22 protein-coding genes and 1 tRNA gene are annotated in these 19790 nt (G+C 70.2%); 14 read left to right on the top strand and 9 right to left on the bottom strand.

Translation table 11 applies throughout. The annotated features are described in order from the left end of the window. Nucleotides 1–66 precede the first annotated feature (66 nt). From rplS to GT007_RS08225, 8 genes are all read right to left on the bottom strand, one after another. Nucleotides 67–465: a 50S ribosomal protein L19 gene (gene rplS / locus GT007_RS08260; RefSeq protein ID WP_160121124.1), complete on the bottom strand. Its 399-nt coding sequence runs from the start codon at nt 463–465 to the stop codon at nt 67–69. 73 nt (nt 466–538) lie between these two features. Beyond that, nucleotides 539–1243, bottom strand: coding sequence for a tRNA (guanosine(37)-N1)-methyltransferase TrmD (trmD, locus tag GT007_RS08255; RefSeq protein WP_160121123.1), 705 nt, complete (start codon nt 1241–1243; stop codon nt 539–541). Nucleotides 1244–1387: 144 nt separating this feature from the next. Then, a complete protein-coding gene (rimM, locus tag GT007_RS08250) occupies nt 1388–1894 on the bottom strand; it encodes a ribosome maturation factor RimM (RefSeq protein ID WP_160121122.1) in 507 nt (168 codons plus the stop codon). 7 nt (nt 1895–1901) lie between these two features. Then, the gene (gene rpsP / locus GT007_RS08245; RefSeq protein ID WP_160121121.1) at nt 1902–2234 is read right to left on the bottom strand and encodes a 30S ribosomal protein S16; all 333 of its coding nucleotides are present in this window, start codon (nt 2232–2234) and stop codon (nt 1902–1904) included. Nucleotides 2235–2249: 15 nt separating this feature from the next. Further along, complete coding sequence (gene ffh, locus GT007_RS08240; RefSeq protein WP_160121120.1) at nt 2250–3626, bottom strand: signal recognition particle protein; 1377 nt, start codon at nt 3624–3626, stop codon at nt 2250–2252. 157 nt (nt 3627–3783) lie between these two features. Next, nucleotides 3784–4875 (bottom strand): site-specific DNA-methyltransferase, encoded by a 1092-nt coding sequence (locus tag GT007_RS08235; protein WP_408015536.1) that lies wholly within the window; start codon nt 4873–4875, stop codon nt 3784–3786. A gap of 63 nt (nt 4876–4938) precedes the next feature. Next, nucleotides 4939–6618: a methyl-accepting chemotaxis protein gene (locus GT007_RS08230; RefSeq protein WP_160121119.1), complete on the bottom strand. Its 1680-nt coding sequence runs from the start codon at nt 6616–6618 to the stop codon at nt 4939–4941. Nucleotides 6619–6688: 70 nt separating this feature from the next. After that, on the bottom strand, nt 6689–7318 hold the full coding sequence (locus GT007_RS08225) for a ribonuclease HII (RefSeq protein ID WP_160121118.1): 630 nt from the start codon (nt 7316–7318) through the stop codon (nt 6689–6691). A gap of 54 nt (nt 7319–7372) precedes the next feature. Here GT007_RS08225 and GT007_RS08220 point away from each other — a divergent pair, with 54 nt between their 5' ends. Genes GT007_RS08220 through grxC form a run of 4 tightly spaced genes read left to right on the top strand, consistent with a single transcriptional unit; the run spans nt 7373 to nt 11031 of the window. Continuing rightward, nucleotides 7373–9565 (top strand): ATP-dependent helicase, encoded by a 2193-nt coding sequence (locus GT007_RS08220; RefSeq protein ID WP_236571558.1) that lies wholly within the window; start codon nt 7373–7375, stop codon nt 9563–9565. 30 nt (nt 9566–9595) lie between these two features. Further along, the gene (locus tag GT007_RS08215) at nt 9596–10483 is read left to right on the top strand and encodes a 50S ribosomal protein L11 methyltransferase (protein ID WP_160121117.1); all 888 of its coding nucleotides are present in this window, start codon (nt 9596–9598) and stop codon (nt 10481–10483) included. 34 nt (nt 10484–10517) lie between these two features. Beyond that, entirely contained in the window at nt 10518–10736 is a 219-nt protein-coding gene (locus GT007_RS08210) for a hypothetical protein (RefSeq protein WP_160121116.1), read from the top strand. 37 nt (nt 10737–10773) lie between these two features. Then, nucleotides 10774–11031, top strand: coding sequence for a glutaredoxin 3 (gene grxC / locus GT007_RS08205; protein WP_160121115.1), 258 nt, complete (start codon nt 10774–10776; stop codon nt 11029–11031). Nucleotides 11032–11305: 274 nt separating this feature from the next. Here the strand turns inward: grxC and GT007_RS08200 are convergent, their stop codons facing one another. Then, nucleotides 11306–11479, bottom strand: coding sequence for a hypothetical protein (locus tag GT007_RS08200; RefSeq protein ID WP_160121114.1), 174 nt, complete (start codon nt 11477–11479; stop codon nt 11306–11308). Between the two features lie 137 nt (nt 11480–11616). On the opposite strand from GT007_RS08200, the gene GT007_RS08195 reads away from it, so the two are divergent. The 10 genes from GT007_RS08195 to msrB all read left to right on the top strand — a co-directional run bounded on the left by GT007_RS08195 (nt 11617) and on the right by msrB (nt 19744). Further along, on the top strand, nt 11617–12570 hold the full coding sequence (locus GT007_RS08195) for an ABC transporter ATP-binding protein (protein ID WP_328798940.1): 954 nt from the start codon (nt 11617–11619) through the stop codon (nt 12568–12570). After that, complete coding sequence (locus tag GT007_RS08190) at nt 12567–13607, top strand: ABC transporter ATP-binding protein (protein ID WP_160121112.1); 1041 nt, start codon at nt 12567–12569, stop codon at nt 13605–13607. The genes GT007_RS08195 and GT007_RS08190 overlap by 4 nt, the downstream gene beginning before the upstream one ends. Then, nucleotides 13608–15128, top strand: coding sequence for an ABC transporter substrate-binding protein (locus GT007_RS08185; protein ID WP_160121111.1), 1521 nt, complete (start codon nt 13608–13610; stop codon nt 15126–15128). After that, complete coding sequence (locus GT007_RS08180; protein WP_160121110.1) at nt 15128–16075, top strand: ABC transporter permease; 948 nt, start codon at nt 15128–15130, stop codon at nt 16073–16075. The genes GT007_RS08185 and GT007_RS08180 overlap by 1 nt, the downstream gene beginning before the upstream one ends. Then, the gene (locus tag GT007_RS08175; protein ID WP_160121109.1) at nt 16072–16947 is read left to right on the top strand and encodes an ABC transporter permease; all 876 of its coding nucleotides are present in this window, start codon (nt 16072–16074) and stop codon (nt 16945–16947) included. Before GT007_RS08180 ends, GT007_RS08175 begins: the two co-directional genes overlap by 4 nt. A gap of 99 nt (nt 16948–17046) precedes the next feature. After that, nucleotides 17047–17625, top strand: coding sequence for a sigma-70 family RNA polymerase sigma factor (locus tag GT007_RS08170; protein ID WP_160121108.1), 579 nt, complete (start codon nt 17047–17049; stop codon nt 17623–17625). Further along, complete coding sequence (locus GT007_RS08165) at nt 17625–18311, top strand: NrsF family protein (RefSeq protein WP_160121107.1); 687 nt, start codon at nt 17625–17627, stop codon at nt 18309–18311. Before GT007_RS08170 ends, GT007_RS08165 begins: the two co-directional genes overlap by 1 nt. Nucleotides 18312–18327: 16 nt before the next feature. After that, nucleotides 18328–18403: transfer RNA gene (locus tag GT007_RS08160), tRNA-His, on the top strand. Nucleotides 18404–18785: 382 nt separating this feature from the next. Beyond that, the gene (gene msrA / locus GT007_RS08155; protein WP_160121106.1) at nt 18786–19334 is read left to right on the top strand and encodes a peptide-methionine (S)-S-oxide reductase MsrA; all 549 of its coding nucleotides are present in this window, start codon (nt 18786–18788) and stop codon (nt 19332–19334) included. Next, nucleotides 19334–19744: a peptide-methionine (R)-S-oxide reductase MsrB gene (gene msrB, locus GT007_RS08150; protein WP_160121105.1), complete on the top strand. Its 411-nt coding sequence runs from the start codon at nt 19334–19336 to the stop codon at nt 19742–19744. The genes msrA and msrB overlap by 1 nt, the downstream gene beginning before the upstream one ends. Nucleotides 19745–19790 lie beyond the last annotated feature (46 nt).

Genomic DNA, 19790 nt, shown 5'->3' with positions numbered 1-19790 from the left:
GGGGGCCGGCATCGCCGACCCCCCTTCGGAACCATAAAAGAGCCGCGCGTGGCGGCCCTTCCGGCCTCACTCGGCGGTGGTGGCGGCAGGCGCCGCGCTGGTCCGCAGGCCCATCTTCTCGGCGATGCGAGCGGACTTGCCGGTGCGGCCACGCAGATAATACAGCTTGGCGCGACGCACCTTGCCGCGGCGGACCACATGGATCTCGGCCAGCGAGGGGGAGTACAGCGGGAACACGCGCTCCACACCCTCACCGTAGGAGAGCTTGCGGACGGTGAAGTTGCTGTGCAGGCCCTTGTTGGAGCGCGCGATCACCACGCCCTCGAAGGCCTGGGTGCGGATGCGCTCGCCTTCGACCACGCGGACCATGACGCGCAGCGTGTCGCCGGGCGCGAAGTCGGGCACGGCACGGGCGGCGAGGAGCTTCGCCTTCTGTTCGGCATCGAATTGCTGAAGGAGGTTCATGGTCTAGAGTCCCTTTCGAGCCCCGGCGTATAGGCAAGTGCGAAGCCTTGCGCAAGCCCGGTTTGCGCGGAAATTAGGAATGCTGTCCGCAGTTTGACGAAAAAGCCGACCACAGGTCCGGACGGCGTTGTTTCGTCACGTTTTCCGCCTGTTCCCGGCGCCAGCGCGCCACCTCCGCATGATTGCCCGACAGCAGCACGGGCGGCACTTCCCGCCCGTTCCAGTCGGCGGGGCGGGTGTATTGCGGGTATTCCAGCAGCCCGGCGGAGAAGCTTTCCTCCACCGCGCTGTCCACCCCGCCCATCACCCCGGGCAGCAGCCGGATGCAGGCATCGAGAATCGTCAGCGCCGCCAACTCGCCCCCGGACAGCACGGCATCGCACAGCGAAACCTCCCGCATGCCCCGGGCCTCGATCACGCGCTGGTCCATGCCCTCGTACCGGCCGCACAGGATGACGAGGCCGGGGCCCACGGACCATTCCCGCACCATGGCCTGGGTCAGCGGCGTGCCGCGCGGGGTCATCACCAGCAGGGGGCGGTCCCCGGGGTTCGCGGCCTCGATGGCCGCATCCAGCACATCCGGGCGCATCACCATGCCGGCACCGCCGCCGAAGGGCGTGTCGTCCACCTGGCGGTGCCGGCCGAGGCCATGGTCGCGGATCTGGCGCGCCTCCATGCTCCAGACCCCGTCACGCAAGGCACGCCCGGCCAAGGACAGGCCGAGGGGGCCGGGGAACATCTCCGGGAACAAGGACAGGACAGTGGCGTGCCAGGGCATGGCGGGGGATGGTCCTCTGTTGGTGAGGGCTTTGCCCTCACACTTGCATTGAGGGGGAAATGACTTTCCCCCTCAAACTCCCCCATGCCTTTTTGACGGTTCGGGGTGAGCCTGGGTCTGGGGAAGGCAGAGCCTTCCCCAGTGCTACTCTTCCGCCTCACCCTCCGGCGGCTTCACTTCGATTTCCGCCGGCGGTTCCACGGTGATGCGCCCGCCCTGGATATCCACCACCGGCACCGCCGCCATGGTGAAGGGCACCAGCCGTTCCGGCGGGCCGGATAGGGTCAGGAACGGCCCCGCGCCATAGTCTTCCACCGCGCGCACCTGGCCCAGCGCCTTGCCTTCCGCCGTGAAGGCGGCCAGCCCCACTAGGTCAGTCAGGTAGAACTCATCCGGGTCGGGTTCCGGCAGGCGGTCGCGTTCCACATACAGCTTGGTGCCGGTCAGGGCCTCGGCCGCGTTGCGGTCCGCCACGCCCTCGATCGCCACCAGGTCGGCGCCGCGCGGGTGCAGCACGAACACCCGCCCGCGCTCGTCGCGCAGCGGGTTGTAGCTGTCGATGGGCGCCTCGCAATGGGCCTTGAGACGCAGAAGGCCGCGCACGCCATGTGCGCGGCCCAGCTCGCCCATCAGAATGAGCGAAGACGGCATGAAGGCATCAGCCCGCGGCGGCGGCCGCGCGCTCCTGCGCCTTCTTCTTCGGCTGGTTCTGCTTGGTCTGGTTCGGCATGAACGGCACGGGGGCCAGCCCGGCCTTGCCCAGGAAGCGGGCCACGCGGTCCGTCGCCACGGCGCCGTTGGCGATCCAATGCGTGATGCGCTCGTTGTCCAGGCGCACGCGCTCGGCGTGGTCGGTCGCCAGCATCGGGTTGTAGCTGCCCACCTTCTCGATGAAGCGGCCGTCGCGCGGGCTGCGGCTGTCGGCCACCACGATGTGGTAGTAGGGGCGCTTCTTGGCGCCCGCGCGGGCCAGGCGGATCTTGAGGGACATGGGAGACTCCTGTTCTCAGAAAGGTCGTTTGTTACCAAGGCCGGGGATGAGGGAGCCAAGACCGCCCCGCATCAGCCCTTTCTGGCCAAGCTTGTTCATCCGCTTCATCATCGCGGACATGTCGTCGAACTGCTTCAGCAAGCGGTTCACATCCTGCACCTGGACGCCGCTGCCGGCCGCGATGCGCCGCTTGCGGGACGCCTTGATCAGGTCCGGGCTGCGGCGCTCACGCAGTGTCATGGAGGAAATGATGGCGGCCTGGCGCTTCAGCATGCCGTCATCCAGCTTGGCGTCGGCCATCTGCTGCTTGATCTTGCCGACACCGGGCAGCATGCCGAGGATACCCTGCAGCGAGCCCATCTTGCCGATCTGCTCCAGCTGCTTGGCGTAGTCCTCGAGGGTGAAGATGCCCTTCTGCATCCGCGCCGCGAGTTTTTCCGCTTCCGCCTGGTCGATCGTCGCCGCGGCTTTTTCCACCAGCGAGACGATATCGCCCATGCCGAGGATGCGGCCGGCGATGCGCTCGGGGTGGAAATCCTCCAGGGCATCCAGCTTTTCGCCGGCACCCAGCAGCTTGATCGGCGCGCCGGTGATGGCCCGCATGGACAGCGCGGCACCGCCGCGCGCGTCGCCATCGACGCGCGTCATGACGATGCCCGTCACGCCCACCTTCTCGTGGAATTCGCGCGCGGTGTTCACCGCGTCCTGGCCGGTCATGGCGTCCACGACCAGCAGGGTCTCGTGCGGGGCGGCGAAGCGCTTGACCTCGGCCACCTCGGCCATCAGGGCCTCGTCGATCGCCAGGCGGCCGGCGGTGTCGAGGATGACCACGTCGAACAGCTCACGCTTGGCCACATCCAGCGCGCGGGCCGCGATCTCCAGCGGGGACTGGCCCGGGATGATCGGCAGGGACGTGACGCCGGTCTGGTTCGCCAGGGTCGCCAGCTGCTGCTGGGCGGCGGGGCGGTGCACGTCGAGCGACGCCAGCAACACCTTCTTGCGGTCGCGGTTCTTCAGCCTGAGCGCGATCTTGCCCGAGCTGGTGGTCTTGCCCGAACCCTGCAGGCCGACCATCAGGATGGCGACGGGGGCGGGGGCGTTCAGGTCGATGCCGGTGGGGGCACCCGCGCCGCCGAGCGCCTCGATCAGCGCGTCATTGACGATCTTGACGACCTGCTGGCCGGGGGCGACCGAGCGGATCACCTCCTGGCCGATCGCGCGCTCACGCACCTTGTTGATCAGGTCCCGCGCGACGGGCAGCGCCACGTCGGCTTCCAGCAGCGCCACACGGACCTCGCGCAGGGCCGCCGACACATCCTCCTCAGAGAGGGCGCCGCGGCCGCGCAGACGGTCGAATACCGTGCTCAGCTTGCTGGACAGGCCTTCGAACAAAGAGCACTCCAAACGATATCGCGCCGCTGCGCGAATCTCGCGGAGCGGCGGGGCGACCCCACCATGGGGCGGCCTTCAGCGGGCATGGGCCCACGGGGCGGTGGATAGGCGCGGGGGCGGGGCGAGTCAAGGGAGATGGAGCGGCGGCCCCGAGGCGCTACCCCTTCGCCGCCGCCAGCACCTCGGCCCGATAGGAATCCAGCACCCGCAGCGCGCCGCCCGGCAGTTCCACATGCCAGAACACCCAGCCATTGCAGCTGGGCGCTTCCTGCACCTGCGAGCCCACCCCGTGGATGGACCCGCGCGCGCGCCCGCAGGTCAGCGTGCCGTCCGCGCCCACGATGGCGCGCCAGCGGCGCTGGCGGTCGGTCAGGGCGGTGCCCGGCGGGATCATGCCGTTCTCCACCAGCGTGCCGAAGGGCAGGCGGGGCTGCTCCTTCTTGCTGGGGGCCACGGCCACGGCCTCGTCGCTCAGCGGCACCACGCTTTCGGCGCGCGCCAGGGCGGCGTTGGCATAGATCGTCTCGCGCTCGATGCCGATGAAGCGCCGGCCCAGCTTGCGCGCCACGGCGGCCGTGGTGCCGGAGCCGAGGAAGGGGTCCAGGATCACGTCGCCCGGCGCCGTGCTGGCCATGATCACGCGCTGCAGCAGCGCCTCGGGCTTCTGCGTCGGGTGCAGCTTGCGGCCGTCCTCGCCGCGCAGGCGTTCGTTGCCGGTGCACAGCGGGATGTACCAGTCCGAGCGCATCTGCACGTCGTCGTTCAGCGACTTCATGGCCTGGTAGTTGAAGCGGTGCCGGCTTTCGGGGCCGCGCGCGGCCCAGATCAGCGTCTCATGCGCGTTGGTGAAGCGCCGGCCCCGGAAATTGGGCATCGGGTTCGCCTTGCGCCAGATCACGTCGTTCAGCACCCAGAAGCCCAGATCCTGTAACGCGGTGCCCAGCCGGAACACGTTGTGATAGGCGCCGATGACCCAGATGGTGCCGTCACGGCGCAGCACGCGGCGGCATTCCGTCAGCCATTCGCGGGTGAAGGCGTCATAGGCCGCGAAATCGGTGAAGCGGTCCCACTCATCGTCCACCGCATCGACCAGGGAATTGTCCGGCCGGTGCAGGCTGCCCTTCAGCTGCAAATTATAGGGCGGGTCCGCGAAAATCGCGTGGACCGAGGCGGGCGGGAGCTGCCGCAGCATCTCCACGCAATCGCCCACCAGCACCTGGTCCAGCGGTAGAGTAACCCCCGTGCTCACGCTCGCCCTTAGCCTCCGACTCGGGGCGCAACATGGACGTGGGGGGAGTCACCCGTCAACCGTTCAGGCCGCCCGGATCGAGGACAGGAACCCATCGACCCGCCCGCCCAGCACCTCGGTCTGCTGCGCCAGGGCGTCGCTGCCCTCCCGCACCAGGCGGGCGGCGTCGCCGGTGGCCTGGGCGCCGCCGGTCACGAGTTCGGCCAACCGGCTCACTTCCCCGGTGCCGGTCGCGGCCTCACTGATGCGGCGGGTGATCTCGCGTGTCGCGGCGGATTGTTCCTCGGCGGCGGCGGCCACCTGGCCCGTGATCTCGTTCATGCTGCCGATGGTGCGGCCGATCTCGCCGATCGCGGCCACCGCGCGGCTGGTCTCGCCCTGCATGGCGGTGATCTGGGCGGTGATCTGTTCCGTGGCGCGGGCGGTCTGGGCCGCCAGCTGCTTCACCTCCGAGGCGACCACCGCGAAGCCCTTGCCGGCCTCGCCGGCGCGGGCGGCCTCGATGGTGGCGTTCAGGGCCAGCAGGTTGGTCTGGCCCGCGATGTCGTTGATCAGCCGCACCACATCCCCGATGCGCTGCGCCCCTTCGGAGAGCGCCTGCACGGTCTGGTCGGTGGCCGCGGCGTCCGAGGCCGCCTGGCCCGCGATGCGCGCACTTTCCTGCACCTGGCGCGCCACCTCGGCGATGGAGGCTGCCAGCTCCTCGGTCGCGGCCGCCACCGCCTGCACATTGCCCGAGGCCTGCTGCGCCGCCGCCGCCATGGAGGTGGACAGCCCGCGCCCCTCGTCGGAGACGGAGGTGAGGCTGGTCGCCGTGCCTTCCAGCTTGGTGCCGGCGAGCTTCACGGCGGACAGGGTTTCGGTCGCGCCCTTCTCGAATTCCGCGACCAGGCCGCGCACCTGCTCGGCGCGGGCGGCATCGGCCTGCAGGCCGCGCTCCCGTTCGGCGCGCAGGCGGTCGCTTTCCAGCATGTTGTCGCGGAAGCCGCCCAGGGCGCGGGCCATGGCGCCCAGCTCGTCGCTGCGCTCCTGGCCGGGGATGGGGCTGGTGGTGTCGCCCTGCTGCAGCGTGGCCATGCGGGTCTGCAGCCGGGCCAGCGGCACCGAGACCCCGCGCGCGGCCAACAGGATGCCGATGATCAGGCTGCCCGCGAACATCAGGCCGAGGGCGGTCCAGGCGAAGATCGATGCCTCCCGCATTTCGAGGGTCTGCTGGGCGGAGCGCCCCTCGATGCTGGTACGCAGCGTTTCCGCATGCTCGCCGATCCAGGCGATCATGGTGTTGATGGCGGGCGAGGTGACGCTCAGCGCCTGGGCCAGGCGGGCTTGGTCGCCGGCCTCCGCGGCGGCCACGGCGGCGGCGATGGAAGCCGTCAGGCGCGGCAGCCGCTCCAGCTCCGCCTGCATGGCGCGCTGGTACTCGCCGGTGCCGGCCGCGACGGCGCGGCGCATCAAGGGCTCGAAGCCAGCCGTCAGGCGCCGGACCTCATTCAGCATTTCGAGGCGGGCCGCCGGGGTGGGCGCATTCACCGCCTGGAAGAAGCGCCCGCCGGTATTGGCCAGATCGCCGCGCAGATGCTCCGTCGCGATCACGAAGGCGGCCTCCCGGTTCAGCAGCAGACTGTACGCATCGTCCACCCATTTGGCGCGGATGATGAGGAAGCCCGACAGCGCGGCGTTGGCGAGCGACAGGGCGAGCACGATGGCGGTCAGTTTCGAGCGGATGGTCAGGCGGGCGAACATGGCGTCTCCGGTGCGGCAAATCCGCGCTGGAATTGCGTCCCTGCCCCCGAAGAATGTCTAAAGCCCTGGATTAATTGCTTGCCATGGCCCGAAAGGCGGCCTCCACCGGGCCGAAGCCGCGCCGGTGGTGCGGGCAGGGGCCGAGGCTGGCCAGCGCCTGCCGGTGGGCGGCCGTCGGGTAGCCCTGATGCCCCGCGAAGCCATAGCCGGGCCAGCGCGCATCCAGCCGCAGCAACGCCCGGTCGCGGATCACCTTGGCGATGATGGAGGCCGCGGCGATCGACAGGCTGAGGCCATCGCCGCCCACCACGCACCGGCTGGGGCAGGGCAGGGGGGGCGGGCGGTTGCCGTCGATCAGCACCAGCTCCGGCCGGCGTGGCAGGCGCAGCACCGCGCGCCGCATCGCCAGATGCGTGGCGCCCAGGATGTTCAGCAGCCCGATCTCGGGCACCGAGGCGGCGGCGGCCACCCATTCCGCCCGGCCCGTGGCGCGGGCGGCCAGCAGGGCGGCGAAAGCGGCCTCCCGCCGCTTCGCGGTCAGTTTCTTGCTGTCATCCAGCAGCCGAGCGAGTTCGAGGGGCACGCCCGCGGGGAACATGACGGCGGCGGCCAGCACCGGGCCCGCCAGCGGGCCGCGCCCGGCCTCATCCACGCCGGCCACCAGCCCGCCGGCCGCGGCCTCCAGCGAAAAGTCAGGCATGGGGCAATCCGTGCAAGCTTTGTTCTCCGTCCGGGCTGTTCTATACCCTCGGCCGTGACCCCCGACTATCTCACCCGACTCAATCCCGAACAGCGCGCCGCCGTGGAAACGCTGGACGGCCCGCTGCTCGTCCTCGCCGGCGCCGGCACCGGCAAGACGCGGGTGCTGACCACCCGCTTCGCGCATATCCTGATGTCCGGCCGGGCCCAGCCCTGGCAGGTGCTGGCCGTGACCTTCACCAACAAGGCCGCGCGCGAGATGCGGGAACGCATCGGCGCCATGCTGGGCCAGCCGGCCGAGGGGCTGTGGCTGGGCACCTTCCACGCCCTGTGCGCACGCATGCTGCGCCGGCACGCCGAACTCGCCGGGCTGCGCTCCGACTTCACCATCCTGGACACGGACGACCAGAACCGGGTGCTGAAGCAGGTGACCGAGGGCTCTGGCCTGGACACCAAGCGCTGGCCGCTGCCGGGGCTGATGGCCATTATCCAGCGCTGGAAGGACCGGGGCCTGACGCCCGAGCGCGTGACCCCGGCCGAGGACACGGATTTCGCCAACAACCGGGCGATGGAGTTCTACGCCGCCTACCAGGCGCGGCTGCGCCAGCTGAACGTGGTGGATTTCGGCGACCTGCTGCTGCTGGTGACGGAAATCCTGCGCACCCACCCCGACATCCTGGCGCAGTACCACCGCATGTTCCGCTACATCCTGGTGGACGAGTACCAGGACACCAACCTGGTGCAGTATCTGTGGCTGCGCCTGCTGGCCCAGCGGGAGGACCCGGCGCAGCGCAACATCTGCTGCGTGGGCGACGACGACCAGTCGATCTATTCCTGGCGCGGCGCCGAGATCGAGAACATCCTGCGCTTCGAGAAGGACTTCCCGGGCGCCGTGATCGTGCGCCTGGAAAGCAACTATCGCTCCACCAGCCATATCCTGGGGGCTGCCTCGGGCCTGATCGCCCACAATGAGGGCCGGCTGGGCAAGACGCTGCGCCCCGGCCGCCCGGACGATGCCGGGGAGAAGGTGAAGATCGCCTCGCTGTGGGACAGCGAGGAGGAGGCCCGCATGGTGGGCGAGCGGATCGAGCAGGCGAGCCGCGCCGGGCAGGATCTGAGCGAGGTCGCCATCCTGGTCCGCGCCGGCTTCCAGACCCGCGCCTTCGAGGAACGGCTGATCACGCTGGGCATTCCCTATCGCGTGGTGGGCGGCGCCAAATTCTATGAGCGCGCGGAGATCCGCGACGCCATGGCCTATTTCCGCGCCACCGTGCAGCCGGCCGACGACCTCGCCTTCGAGCGCATCGTGAACCTGCCCAAGCGCGGCCTGGGCGACACCGCGATCCGGGAGATGCAGCGCCTGGCCCGCGAGCGGGAGGTGCCGCTCTCGGTCGCGGCCAGCCTGCTGTGCGAGGGCGACGCCATCCGCCCCCGCCCGCGCGCGGCCCTGCGCGAGCTGCTGGAGGGTTTTTCCCGCTGGCGCGCCACGCTGGAGACCGAGGGCCATATCGTCGGCGCCAGCGCCATCCTGGACGAGTCGGGCTACACCGAGATGTGGAAGCTGGACAAAAGCCCCGAGGCCCCGGGCCGGCTGGAGAACCTGAAGGAACTGCTGCGCGCGATGGGAGATTTCCCCACCATGGCGGCCTTCCTGGAACATGTCGCCCTGGTGATGGAGAATGACGAGCGCGCCGAGGGCGCCCGCGTCAGCCTCATGACCCTGCACGCCGCCAAGGGGCTGGAATTCGAGATGGTGTTCCTGCCGGGCTGGGAGGAAGGGCTGTTCCCCCACCAGCGCGCGCTGGACGAGAGTGGGACCAAGGGCCTGGAGGAGGAACGGCGCCTTGCTTACGTGGGCATCACCCGCGCCAAGCGCCGCGCCATCATCAGCCACGCCGCCAACCGCCGCATCTATGGCAGCTGGACCAGCTCCATCCCCTCCCGCTTCCTGGATGAATTGCCGGCGGAACATGTCGAGCGCGAGGGCAGCCAGGCTTCGGCCCGCCCGGCCTCTGTCTTCTCGGGCCAGTTCCCGCTGGCCAGCCGCCCGGCGCGGCTGGTGGAGGCCGGCGCCTGGGAGGTGAAGCAGCGCCCCGCCCGCGCGGGCGGCATGGCTGTGGGGCAGCGTGTGTTCCACCAGAAATTCGGCTATGGCCGCGTGACGGCGGTGGATGACGACAAGCTGGACATCGCTTTCGAGAAGGCCGGGCCCAAGCGGGTGCTCGACCGTTTCGTGGAACCCGCCTGAAGTTGCCCGCCTGACGTTGAAAGCCTGAAGATGAAGCGCCGCGCCGTCGAACTCGAAACCATCACCCTGACCGGCCTGCCGGACGAAGCCGTGCCTGCCTATGAGGCGGCGCTGCAATCCGTGGCCCGCAGCGTGGGCTATTTCCGCGAGGAACCGGGCGAGACCTGGCGCCTGGAAGCCGTGCGCGAGCAAGGGGCCGACCCCGCGGCCCTGGCCGGCGCGCTGGCCCTGGCCGCCCTGATCTCCGGCCACACCGCCGAGCCCGACCGCGCCCCGGTGGAGGCCGAAGGCTGGCTGGCCCGCACCGTGGAAGCCTTCCCGGAGCAGGAGATCGGCGGGCGCTTCCTGATCCGCCCCACCCATCTGCCCAACCCGCGCGACTATGCCCGCATGGTGCTGCGCCTGGATGCGGGCCTGGCCTTCGGCAGCGGCGAGCACAATTCCACCCGTGGCTGCCTGATGGCGTTCGAGCGTGTGGCCGCCCGCAAGCCGCGCCGCATCGCCGATATCGGCTCGGGTTCCGGCATCCTGGCCATGGCGGCGGCCAAGCAGCTGAAGCGCCCGGTGCTGGCCACCGATATCGAGCCCTGGTCGGTGCGCATCGCGGGCGACAACGCGGTGATGAACGGGTTGCGCAACCTGGTGCATGCGCGCCTCGCCGATGGCTGGCGCCACCGCCGGGTGGCGGCCGAGGGCCCCTATGACCTGATCTTCGCCAATATCCTGGCCCGGCCGCTGTGCGCCATGGCCAAGGACCTGGCGGGCGCGCTGGCGCCGGGGGGCACCGCCATCCTGGCCGGTCTGCTGGGCACCCAGGCGCGCTGGGTGATGTCCGCGCACCGCCATGCCGGGTTGGTGCTGGAACGCCGGCTGAATGTCGGGCCCTGGACCACGCTGGTGTTGCGCCGCCGGGGTTAACCGCCCGGCAAGAAGGGGGCGGCAGGATGGGGGCATGCCCAAAGCCCCACGCCCGCCCCACCACTACGAGCCCCACCCCGATGACGTGTTCATCTTCCCCGAGCGCGCCTTCGCGCCGGGTTTCGAACCCGCCCCGCGGGAGCCGGCGCCGTCGCTTCAGGCGCCTTATGGCGCGGGTGAAATGCTGCGCTTCCTGATGATGCTGCTGCTGCTGGGCGGCGGGGTCGCCTTCGTCTCGGCGATGCTGGTGTAGTCTTGACGCGGGCCGTGGGTGGCGCCACCTCCGCTTCATGGCCACGATCGACATCTACACCCAACCCTGGTGCCCGTACTGCGCGCGGGCGCTGAACATCCTGAACGAAAAGGGCGCCCAGGTCCGCGAGATCAACGCGCCCCACGGCACGCCGGAACGCGCGGAGGCGATGCAACGCTCCGGCGGGCGCACCACCGTGCCGCAGATCTTCATCAACGGCACCCATGTGGGCGGCTGCGACGATCTGGTGGCGCTGGAACGCGCCGGCAAGCTGGATGCGCTGATCGCGGGGTAGGGGGCGCCCCCAGGGGGCGCTGCCCTTTGGACCCCCGCCAGGACCGTGCTCGGTCCTGGACCTAGAGCAGTTTGGCGCTGATTCTGGGAAAGTGTTTCTGCTTGATTTTTATATTGAAAATGGTGCCCCGCTTGCCAGGATGAGGCGCCAACTCCTGGGTTCCAAGGGCCTTTCGGCCTTTGGCGGGGAGCCGAGGGGCAGAGCCCCTCGGTCCTTTGCGCCCTTGGGGGGCAGCCCCCTCGGTGGGGGGGCGGAGGCAAACCCCCTGAATGCTTCACCGCCCGATCCTGCCCGCGATCATCCCCGCGCAGACCAGCCCGATGACCAGCTGCGCCACTTCCGCCATCCGGGGCGCCTGTCCCAGGGCGGCCATGCCGATCGCGCCCAGCCCCACCGCCACCGCGCCGCCCGCGCACAACAGGGCGATGAAACGCCAGCCTCGCCGCATGCCTGCCCCCCTCCTGACCGATGCTGCCTTCATATAGGGCAGCGGGGGGCGGCCCGCGGCAATGGCCCTCAAGGGGCTGGCTTGTCCGGCAACCTCGCTCCATGCTGTTGGACGCAAATGATGCAGATCACGTGGCGATGCTGAGCGTCGAGAGGCTTTCCGTCACCTTCGAGACGGCGCGCGGGCCGCTGCGCGCGGTGGATGACGTGTCGTTCTCGTTGGCGCCGGGGCGGACCGTGGCGCTGGTGGGCGAATCGGGCTGCGGCAAGTCCGTCACCTCCCTGGCCATCATGGGGCTGCTGCCGGAATCCGCGCGCATCGGCGGCGGGCTGACCTTCGAGGGCCGGGACCTGCTGGCGCTGTCCCCGCGGGAGCGGCGGAAGCTGGCGGGCGGCACCCTGGCCATGGTGTTCCAGGAGCCGATGACGAGCCTGAACCCCGCCTTCACCGCGGGCGAGCAGGTGGCCGAGGCCCTGCGCGTGCATGAGGGGCTGGACCACCCCACCGCCCTGAAACGCGCGATCGAGATGCTGGACCGCGTGCGCATCCCCGAACCCGCGCGGCGGGCGGCGCAGTATCCGCACCAGCTCTCGGGCGGCATGCGCCAGCGGGTGATGATCGCCATGGCGCTGGCCTGCAAACCGAAATTGCTGATCGCGGACGAGCCCACCACCGCGCTGGACGTGACGGTGCAGGCCCAGATCCTGTCCCTGCTGGCGGAGCTGAAGCGGGAGACGGGCACCGCCATCCTGCTGGTCACCCACGATCTGGGCGTGGTGGCCGACCACGCGGATGAGGTGGTGGTGATGTATGCCGGCCGCGTGGCGGAGACGGCGCCGGTCGAGGCCCTGTTCGCCCGGCCCGAGCACCCCTATGCCATCGGCCTGATGGGGGCCGCGCCGCGTTTCGCCACCCCGGGCGGCCGGCTGGCCAGCATCGCCGGCACTGTGCCCGACCTGATGGCCCCGCCGCCTGGCTGCCGCTTCGCGCCTCGTTGCCCCTTCGGCGACGAGCGCTGCGCCGAGCAGCCTCCCATGGCCCCGTTGGGCCAGGGGCATGCGGCGGCCTGCTGGGTGGCGCCCATCGCATGACCGAATACGCGCTCGAACTCGCCGGCATCCGCCGCCATTTTCCGGTGCGGGACGCGCTGGGCCGCCCCAGGGGCGCCGTGCGGGCCGTGGATGGGGTCTCCCTGCGGGTCGCACCCGGGGAGGTGCTGGCCATCGTGGGGGAATCCGGCTGCGGCAAGTCCACGCTGGGGCGGCTCGCGCTGCGGCTGCTGGAACCGGATGACGGCCAGGTGCAGGTGCTGGGCCAGGAATGGACCACGCTTTCGCCCCGCGCCCTGCGCGCCGCCCGGCGGGACGCGCAGATGATCTTCCAGGACCCCTTCGCCAGCCTGGACCCGCGCATGACGGTGGCCGCCGCCATCGAGGAACCGCTGATCCTGCACACGAAGCTGTCGCGCGCCGAGCGGGCGAAGCGCGTGGCGGAGCTGCTGGCCCGTGTGGGCCTGCGGCCCGAGACGGCGGTGCGCTATCCGCATGAATTCTCGGGCGGGCAGCGCCAGCGCATCGCCATCGCGCGCGCCATCGCCAGCAACCCGCGCATCGTGATCGGGGATGAGCCTGTTTCGGCACTCGATGTCTCGGTGCAGGCGCAGGTGCTGAACCTGCTGATGGACCTGATCCGGGAAATGGAGCTGGCCTTCATCCTGATCAGCCACGACCTGGGCGTGGTGCGCCATGTGGCCGGCCGGGTGGCGGTGATGTATCTGGGCCGCATCGTGGAGGAAGGGCCGGCGGCCGAGATCTTCGCCGCACCCGCCCATCCCTATACCCGCGCGTTGCTGGCCGCCGTGCCGGGCCAAGGCCATATTCAGGCCGAGCCCATCCAGGGCGAGATGCCGAGCCCCATCGCGCCGCCCTCCGGCTGCCGGTTCCACACCCGCTGCCCCTATGCCGTGGCGCGCTGTTCGGTGGACTCGCCCGAATTGCTCGGCGCCGCCCACAAGGTGGCCTGCCACCTGGCCGGGGAACTGCCCGCCGCGGCCCCCTTCGCCGAAGCCCATACCGGCGGCGAGCGCCTATCGCGCCTGGCCGCCCACTTCCACCGGGAGGAAGCCTGAATGTTGAAGCGTACCCTGCTGGGCGCGGCCGCCGCGCTCACCTTGCTGACCGGTGCCGCCCAGGCCCAGCAGCCGGCGCAAAACCTGCGCATCGGCCTGCGCGAGGACCCGGACATCATGGACCCGACGCTGGCCCGCACCTTCGTGGGCCGCATCGTGTTCGCCAGCATCTGCGACAAGCTGTTCGACATCAACGAAAAGCTGGAAATCGTCCCTCAGCTCGCCACCGGATACCGGTGGGAGGACCCGCGCACCCTGCTGATCACGCTGCGCCAGGGCGTGCGTTTCCATGATGGCGAGACCATGGACGCGGAGGCGGTGCGCTACTCCCTGAACCGCCACCTGACCATGCAGGGCAGCTTCCGCCGGGGTGAGATCAACACCATGGAATCGGTGGAGGTGGTGGACCCCCAGACGGTGCGCATCCGCCTGACCGGCCCCTCCGCCCCGTTCCTGAGCCAGCTGACCGACCGCGCGGGCATGATCGTCAGCCCCCGCGCCGCCGAAGCTGCGGGCCGCAATTTCGGCGCGCGGCCCGTCTGCGCCGGCCCCTATCGCTTCGTGGAGCGCGTGGCCCAGGACCGCATCGTGGTGGAGCGTTTCCCGGAATATTGGAACGCCGAGAACATCCACATCCAGCGCATCACCTACCTGCCCATCCCGGACGGCACGGTGCGGCTGGCCAACCTGCAATCGGGCGCCATCGAGATGGTGCAGACCATCGAGCCCGACGACCTGGCCACCGTCCGCCGCAACAACCGCCTGCGGGTCGAGATGTCGGATGAGCTGGGCTATCAGTCCCTGACCATCAACATCGGCAACGGCCCGCGCGCGCAGACGCCGATGGGCCAGGACGTGCGCGTGCGCCAGGCCTTCGAGCTGGCGCTGGACCGCGCCGCCATCAACCAGGTGGTGTATGAGGGCGTCTATACCCCCACCGTGCAGCCGCTGCCGCCCGCCAACCCCTTCCATGTCGCGGCCCTGCGCCCCGAGCCCCGCAATGTGGAGCGCGCCCGCGCCCTGCTGCGGGAGGCGGGGCTGACGCCCCCGGTCGCGGTGAACATGACCGTGCCCAACAACCCCGACCTGCGCCAGGCCGCCGAGGTGATGCAGGCCATGGTGCGCGAGGCCGGCTTCGACCTGCGCATCCAGGCGATGGAATTCGCGTCCTCCCTGCAAGCCGCCGTGCGCGGCGATTTCGAGGTCTATCTGCTCGGCTGGTCGGGCCGGGTGGACCCGGACGGCAACACCTGGACCTTCATCCATTCGCGCGGGCCGCAGAATGACGGCCGCTATTCCAACCCGGAGGTGGACCGCCTGCTGGACGAGGCGCGGGTGGAGGTCGATGTGGCCAAGCGGCGCGACCTGTATGCCCAGGCCTTCCAGATCGCGATCCGCCAGGACCGCAGCCGCATCTATCTGTGGCACCGCAAGAACATCGTGGTGCACACGACGCGCCTCAGCGGCTTCCTGAACGTGCCGGACGGGCTGATCCGCCCGACCGGGCTGCGCCTTCAGTAATGGCCCGCTGGCTCCTCCGCCGGCTGGGGCAGATCCTGCCCACGCTGCTGATCCTGTCCTTCGGCATCTTCGCGCTGCAGCAGCTGATGCCGGGCGACCCCGCGCTGATCCTGGCGGGTGAGGACCGGGGCGACCCGCAGGTGCTGGCGCAGATCCGCGCCGAGCTGATGCTCGACCGGCCGCTGCTGGAGCAATATTTCCATTGGCTGGGCCGGGTGCTGGTGGGGGATTTCGGCTTCTCCTGGCGGATCCGGGAGCCGGTATCGGCGCTGATCCTGTCCAAGCTGCCGGTCACGGCGCAGCTGGCGAGCATGAGCTTCCTCATCGCGCTCGTGATCGGTATCCCCGCCGGCGTGCTCTCGGCCGTCTGGAAGGACAAGCCGGCCGACTGGGGCATCAACGCGGTGGCGCTGTTCGGCATTTCCACGCCGAATTTCTGGCTCGGCATCATGATGATCATGTTCTTTTCCGTGCATCTCGGCTGGCTGCCGCCCAGCGGCTATGTGCCGTTGTGGGAGGACCCGGTGCAGTCGCTGGCCACCACCATCATGCCGGCCTTCGTGCTGGGCACGGGGGTGGCATCGGTGCTGATGCGCCACACCCGGGCGGCGATGCTGACCGCGCTCTCGCAGGATTACGTGCGCACCGCCCGCGCCAAGGGGCTGATGGAGCGCGTGGTGGTCGCCCGCCACGCCCTGCGCAACGCCCTGATCCCGGTCGTCACTCTCGGCACCATCGAATTCGGCCGGCTGCTGGCGGGTGCGGTGCTGACCGAGCAGATCTTCTCCATCCCCGGCTTCGGCAAGCTGGTGGTGGATGCGGTGTTCAACCGCGACTACCCGGTGGTGCAGGGGGTGGTGCTGGTCACGGCGCTGATCTTCGTCACCCTCTCCCTGATCGCGGACATCCTGGCCATGCTGGTGAACCCCAGGCTGAGGGCGGCATGAGCGTCTCCGTCAGCACCATCCGCCCGCCGCAAAGCCCCGCGCGCCGCGCGCTCTCGGCCTTTCTGGCGCACAAGCTGGCAATGTTCGGGCTGCTGGTGGTGCTCGTCTTCGTGGCGGGGGCGGTGTTCGCGCCCTATCTGGCCGGGGCCGATCCCATCGCCACCTCCTGGTCCGCCATCCGCAAGGCGCCGTCGGCCGCGCATTGGTTCGGCACGGACGAGAACGGGCGCGACGTGTTCGCGCGCGTGCTGTTCGGCGCCCGCGCCTCGCTGGCCGCCGGCGTGATCGCGGTGGGCGGCGCGCTGCTGATCGGCGTGCCCTTCGGGCTGATCGCGGGGCTGGCGGGGGGCTGGGTGGATGCCGTCATCTCCCGCGTCGCGGACGCCATGCTGGCGGTGCCCTTCCTGATCCTGGCCATCGCGCTGGCGGCCTTCCTGGGGCCCGCGCTGGAAAACGCGATGCTGGCCATCGCCATCTCGGCCTCGCCCATCTTCACGCGGCTGGCGCGCGGCATGGTGCAGGACGCGGCCAGCCAGGATTACGTCGAGGCCGCCCGCGCCATGGGCAACCCGCCCTGGCGCACCGCCATCCTGCACATATTGCCCAATATCGCGCCCTCCCTGCTGGTGCAGGCCACGCTGTCGATCGCGGAGGCCATCATCGCCGAGGCCTCGCTTTCCTTCCTCGGCCTGGGCCAGCAGCCGCCGGCACCCAGCTGGGGCAGCATGCTGAACAGCGCCCAGCGCTTCATCGAGAACGCGCCCTGGCTGGCGATCTTCCCGGGCGGCGCGATCTTCATCCTGGTGCTGGCGCTGAACCTGGTGGGCGACGGGCTGCGGGACGCGATGGACCCGCGCGCCGCGAAAAGATGATACTGCGCCCGTAACCTCGCCCGCCCCTGCCACGAAGCCCCTCCCGACGAACGAGTGGGGGCTTTCATGGCAGGCGCGTGCCTGACAACGGGAAAACGGATGCCGGGTGCCACCGCCGCCCCCGCTGTGCCCGATGCGCGGGACCTGCGCTGGTCCGCCCTGATGGCTTCGGCCCAGGCCGGGGACGCGCGGGCCTATGACCGGCTGCTGCATGAGATCCTGCCCCATATCCGCTCCATCGCCCGCGCCCGCCTGCGCGGCAGCGCGGAGGTGGAGGACGCGGTGCAGGAAACCCTGCTCTCCCTGCACGCGCTGCGGCACACCTATGACCCCGCGCGCCCTTTCCGCCCCTGGCTGAACGCGGTGGCGGAGCGCCGGGCCATCGACCAGCTGCGCCGCAAGGGCCGCCGCCAGGGGCGTGAGGAGGTGCTGGACGACCAGCCCGAATCGCAATTCGCCACCCCCGCCACCGGTACCCAGCGCCTCGAGGCCGAGGAACTGCGCCGTGCCGTGGCCGATCTGCCCGCCAGCCAGCGCCAGGCGCTGCTGCTGGCCAAGCTGGAACAACGCCCGCTGAAGGAGGCCGCGGAGATCAGCGGCCTGTCCGTGGGTGCCCTGAAGGTTGCGACGCACCGCGCCCTTGCCGCGCTGCGCGCCAGACTAGGCGGAGACCGCTGATGGACAGCGAAACCCTGATCGCCCGGCTTTCCTCTGACCTGCGGCCGGTGCGGCGTATCATTCCTTCCTGGCTGGGCCTGTCCCTGTGGCTGCTCTGCGCCTTCGTGGCCGCCGGGTTGGTGGCCTGGGTGCACGGCATGAACCAGCCCCTGCATGAGGCGATGGACAATTGGCAGGAGCGCGCGAACATCGTGTTCTCCGTCCTCACCGCCCTGGCGGCCGCCTATGCGGCCTTCGAGCTGGCCCGGCCGGACGCGAATCGGCACTGGCTGTGGCTGCCCATCCCGCCCGCCATCGCCTGGTTCGCGGGGCTGGGCATCGGCTGCATCGCCGAGCTGCTGCCCGGCGGCGCCGAGACCCTGCACGGGGAGGAGAGCGCGGTCTGCCTCGGCATCATCGTGGCCGTGGGCGTGCCGCTGACGCTGGCCCATATGCTGATGATGCGCCACGCCGCCCTGACCCGGCCGGTGGAGGTCTCGGCCCTGGCGGGGCTGGCCGCCGCCGCCTTTTCCTCCGCCGTGCTGTCCCTGCTGCATGGGGTGGAGGCATCGGGGCTGCTGCTGCTGTGGCACGGCACCTCCGTGCTGCTGGTGGCCTGGATGGGCAAGCGCTTCGGTGCACAAAGCTTCGCCCTGGTCGGACTTCATGCCGCCCTGCCGGTTGACCGCGAGGCCACCCGCCTCTAAACGGCGTCCCCGTGCGGCGGTCGTAGCTCAGCTGGTAGAGCGCCAGGTTGTGGTCTTGGATGTCGCGGGTTCGAGCCCCGTCGATCGCCCCATAGTTTTTGTGCCCTCAGGCGCCGGGCGCCGCCTCCGGCGGCTTGGCTTGCGGCGCGATGCGGTCCCTCCCTTCGATATTGGCCTTATGGGCGCCGCCCGGCGCTTTGCGCCGGGATTCTCGGGGCGGGGGGAAGATGATGACGCCCTCAGGCGCCGGGCGCCGCCTCCGGCGGCTTGGCTTGCGGCGCGATGCGGTCCCTCCCTTCGATATCGGCCTTATGGGCGCCGCCCGGCGCCTTGCGCCGGGATTCTCCTGGCGAACGGAAGATCCGGCAGGGCGTGTCGGTTGGAAGGGCAGGGCAGGGCGGGCGCCCTGCGACTCGCCGGATTGATCGCGCGGCGTGGCACCCTATCTTTCAGCTCGAACCGGAGGGCCCGCGAATGACCACTTCCACCGAAACCGCCATCCTGGGCGGCGGCTGCTTCTGGTGCCTCGATGCGGTGTACCGCGAACTGCCGGGCATCCTGTCCAGCGAATGCGGCTATGCCGGCGGCCATGTGGACAACCCCAGCTACGAACAGGTCTGCGACAAGAAGACCGGCCATGCCGAGGTCGTGCGCCTGACCTACGACCCCGCCCGCATCGCCTTCGCCGACATCCTGCGGGTGTTCTTCACCATCCACGACCCCACCACGCCCAACCGCCAGGGCGCCGATGTGGGGCCGCAATACCGCTCCATTATCATCGCCACCGATGAGACCCAGGCCGAGACCGCCCGCGCCGTGATGGCGGAGATCGCGGCCGAGAAGCTCTATCCCGCGCCGCTGGTCACCGAACTGACCGGCCCGGTGCATTTCTGGCCGGCCGAACCCGTCCACCAGAACTACTTCAACCACCACCCCTGGGCGGGCTATTGCCAGGTGGTGATCGCGCCCAAACTGGCGAAGTTCCGCAAGACCTTCGCCGCGCGCATCCAGGAGGCGAGCTGATGGCCGATACCCGCGAATACCCCGTCTCCCTGTCCGAGGAGGAATGGCGCGCGCGCCTGTCGCCCGATGCCTTCCGCGTGCTGCGCGGCCATGGCACCGAGCGCCCGGGCACCTCTCCGCTGAACGCCGAGAAGCGCGACGGCCGCTTCCACTGCGCGGGCTGCGGCGCGCCGCTGTTCGAGGCGGAGACGAAATACGAAAGCTGCTCCGGCTGGCCCAGCTTCTGGGCGCCGCTGGAAGGGGGGGTGGCCACCACCACCGACCGCAGCCACGGCATGCTGCGCACGGAGGTGCATTGCGCCCGCTGCGGCGGCCATCTGGGCCACGTCTTCCCCGACGGGCCGGAGCCCACCGGGCAGCGTTTCTGCATGAATGGTGTGGCTTTGACGTTCCAGCCGGCGGAAAATTGATCCACATCAGGGTATTCGCCACCAGCGCCTTGTAAAAGGCACGCTG

Origin of the sequence: Rhodovarius lipocyclicus (genome assembly GCF_009900765.1) — a bacterium.
In the GTDB taxonomy this organism is placed as follows: domain Bacteria; phylum Pseudomonadota; class Alphaproteobacteria; order Acetobacterales; family Acetobacteraceae; genus Rhodovarius; species Rhodovarius lipocyclicus.
This window is presented reverse-complemented; position numbering and strand designations above follow the sequence as displayed.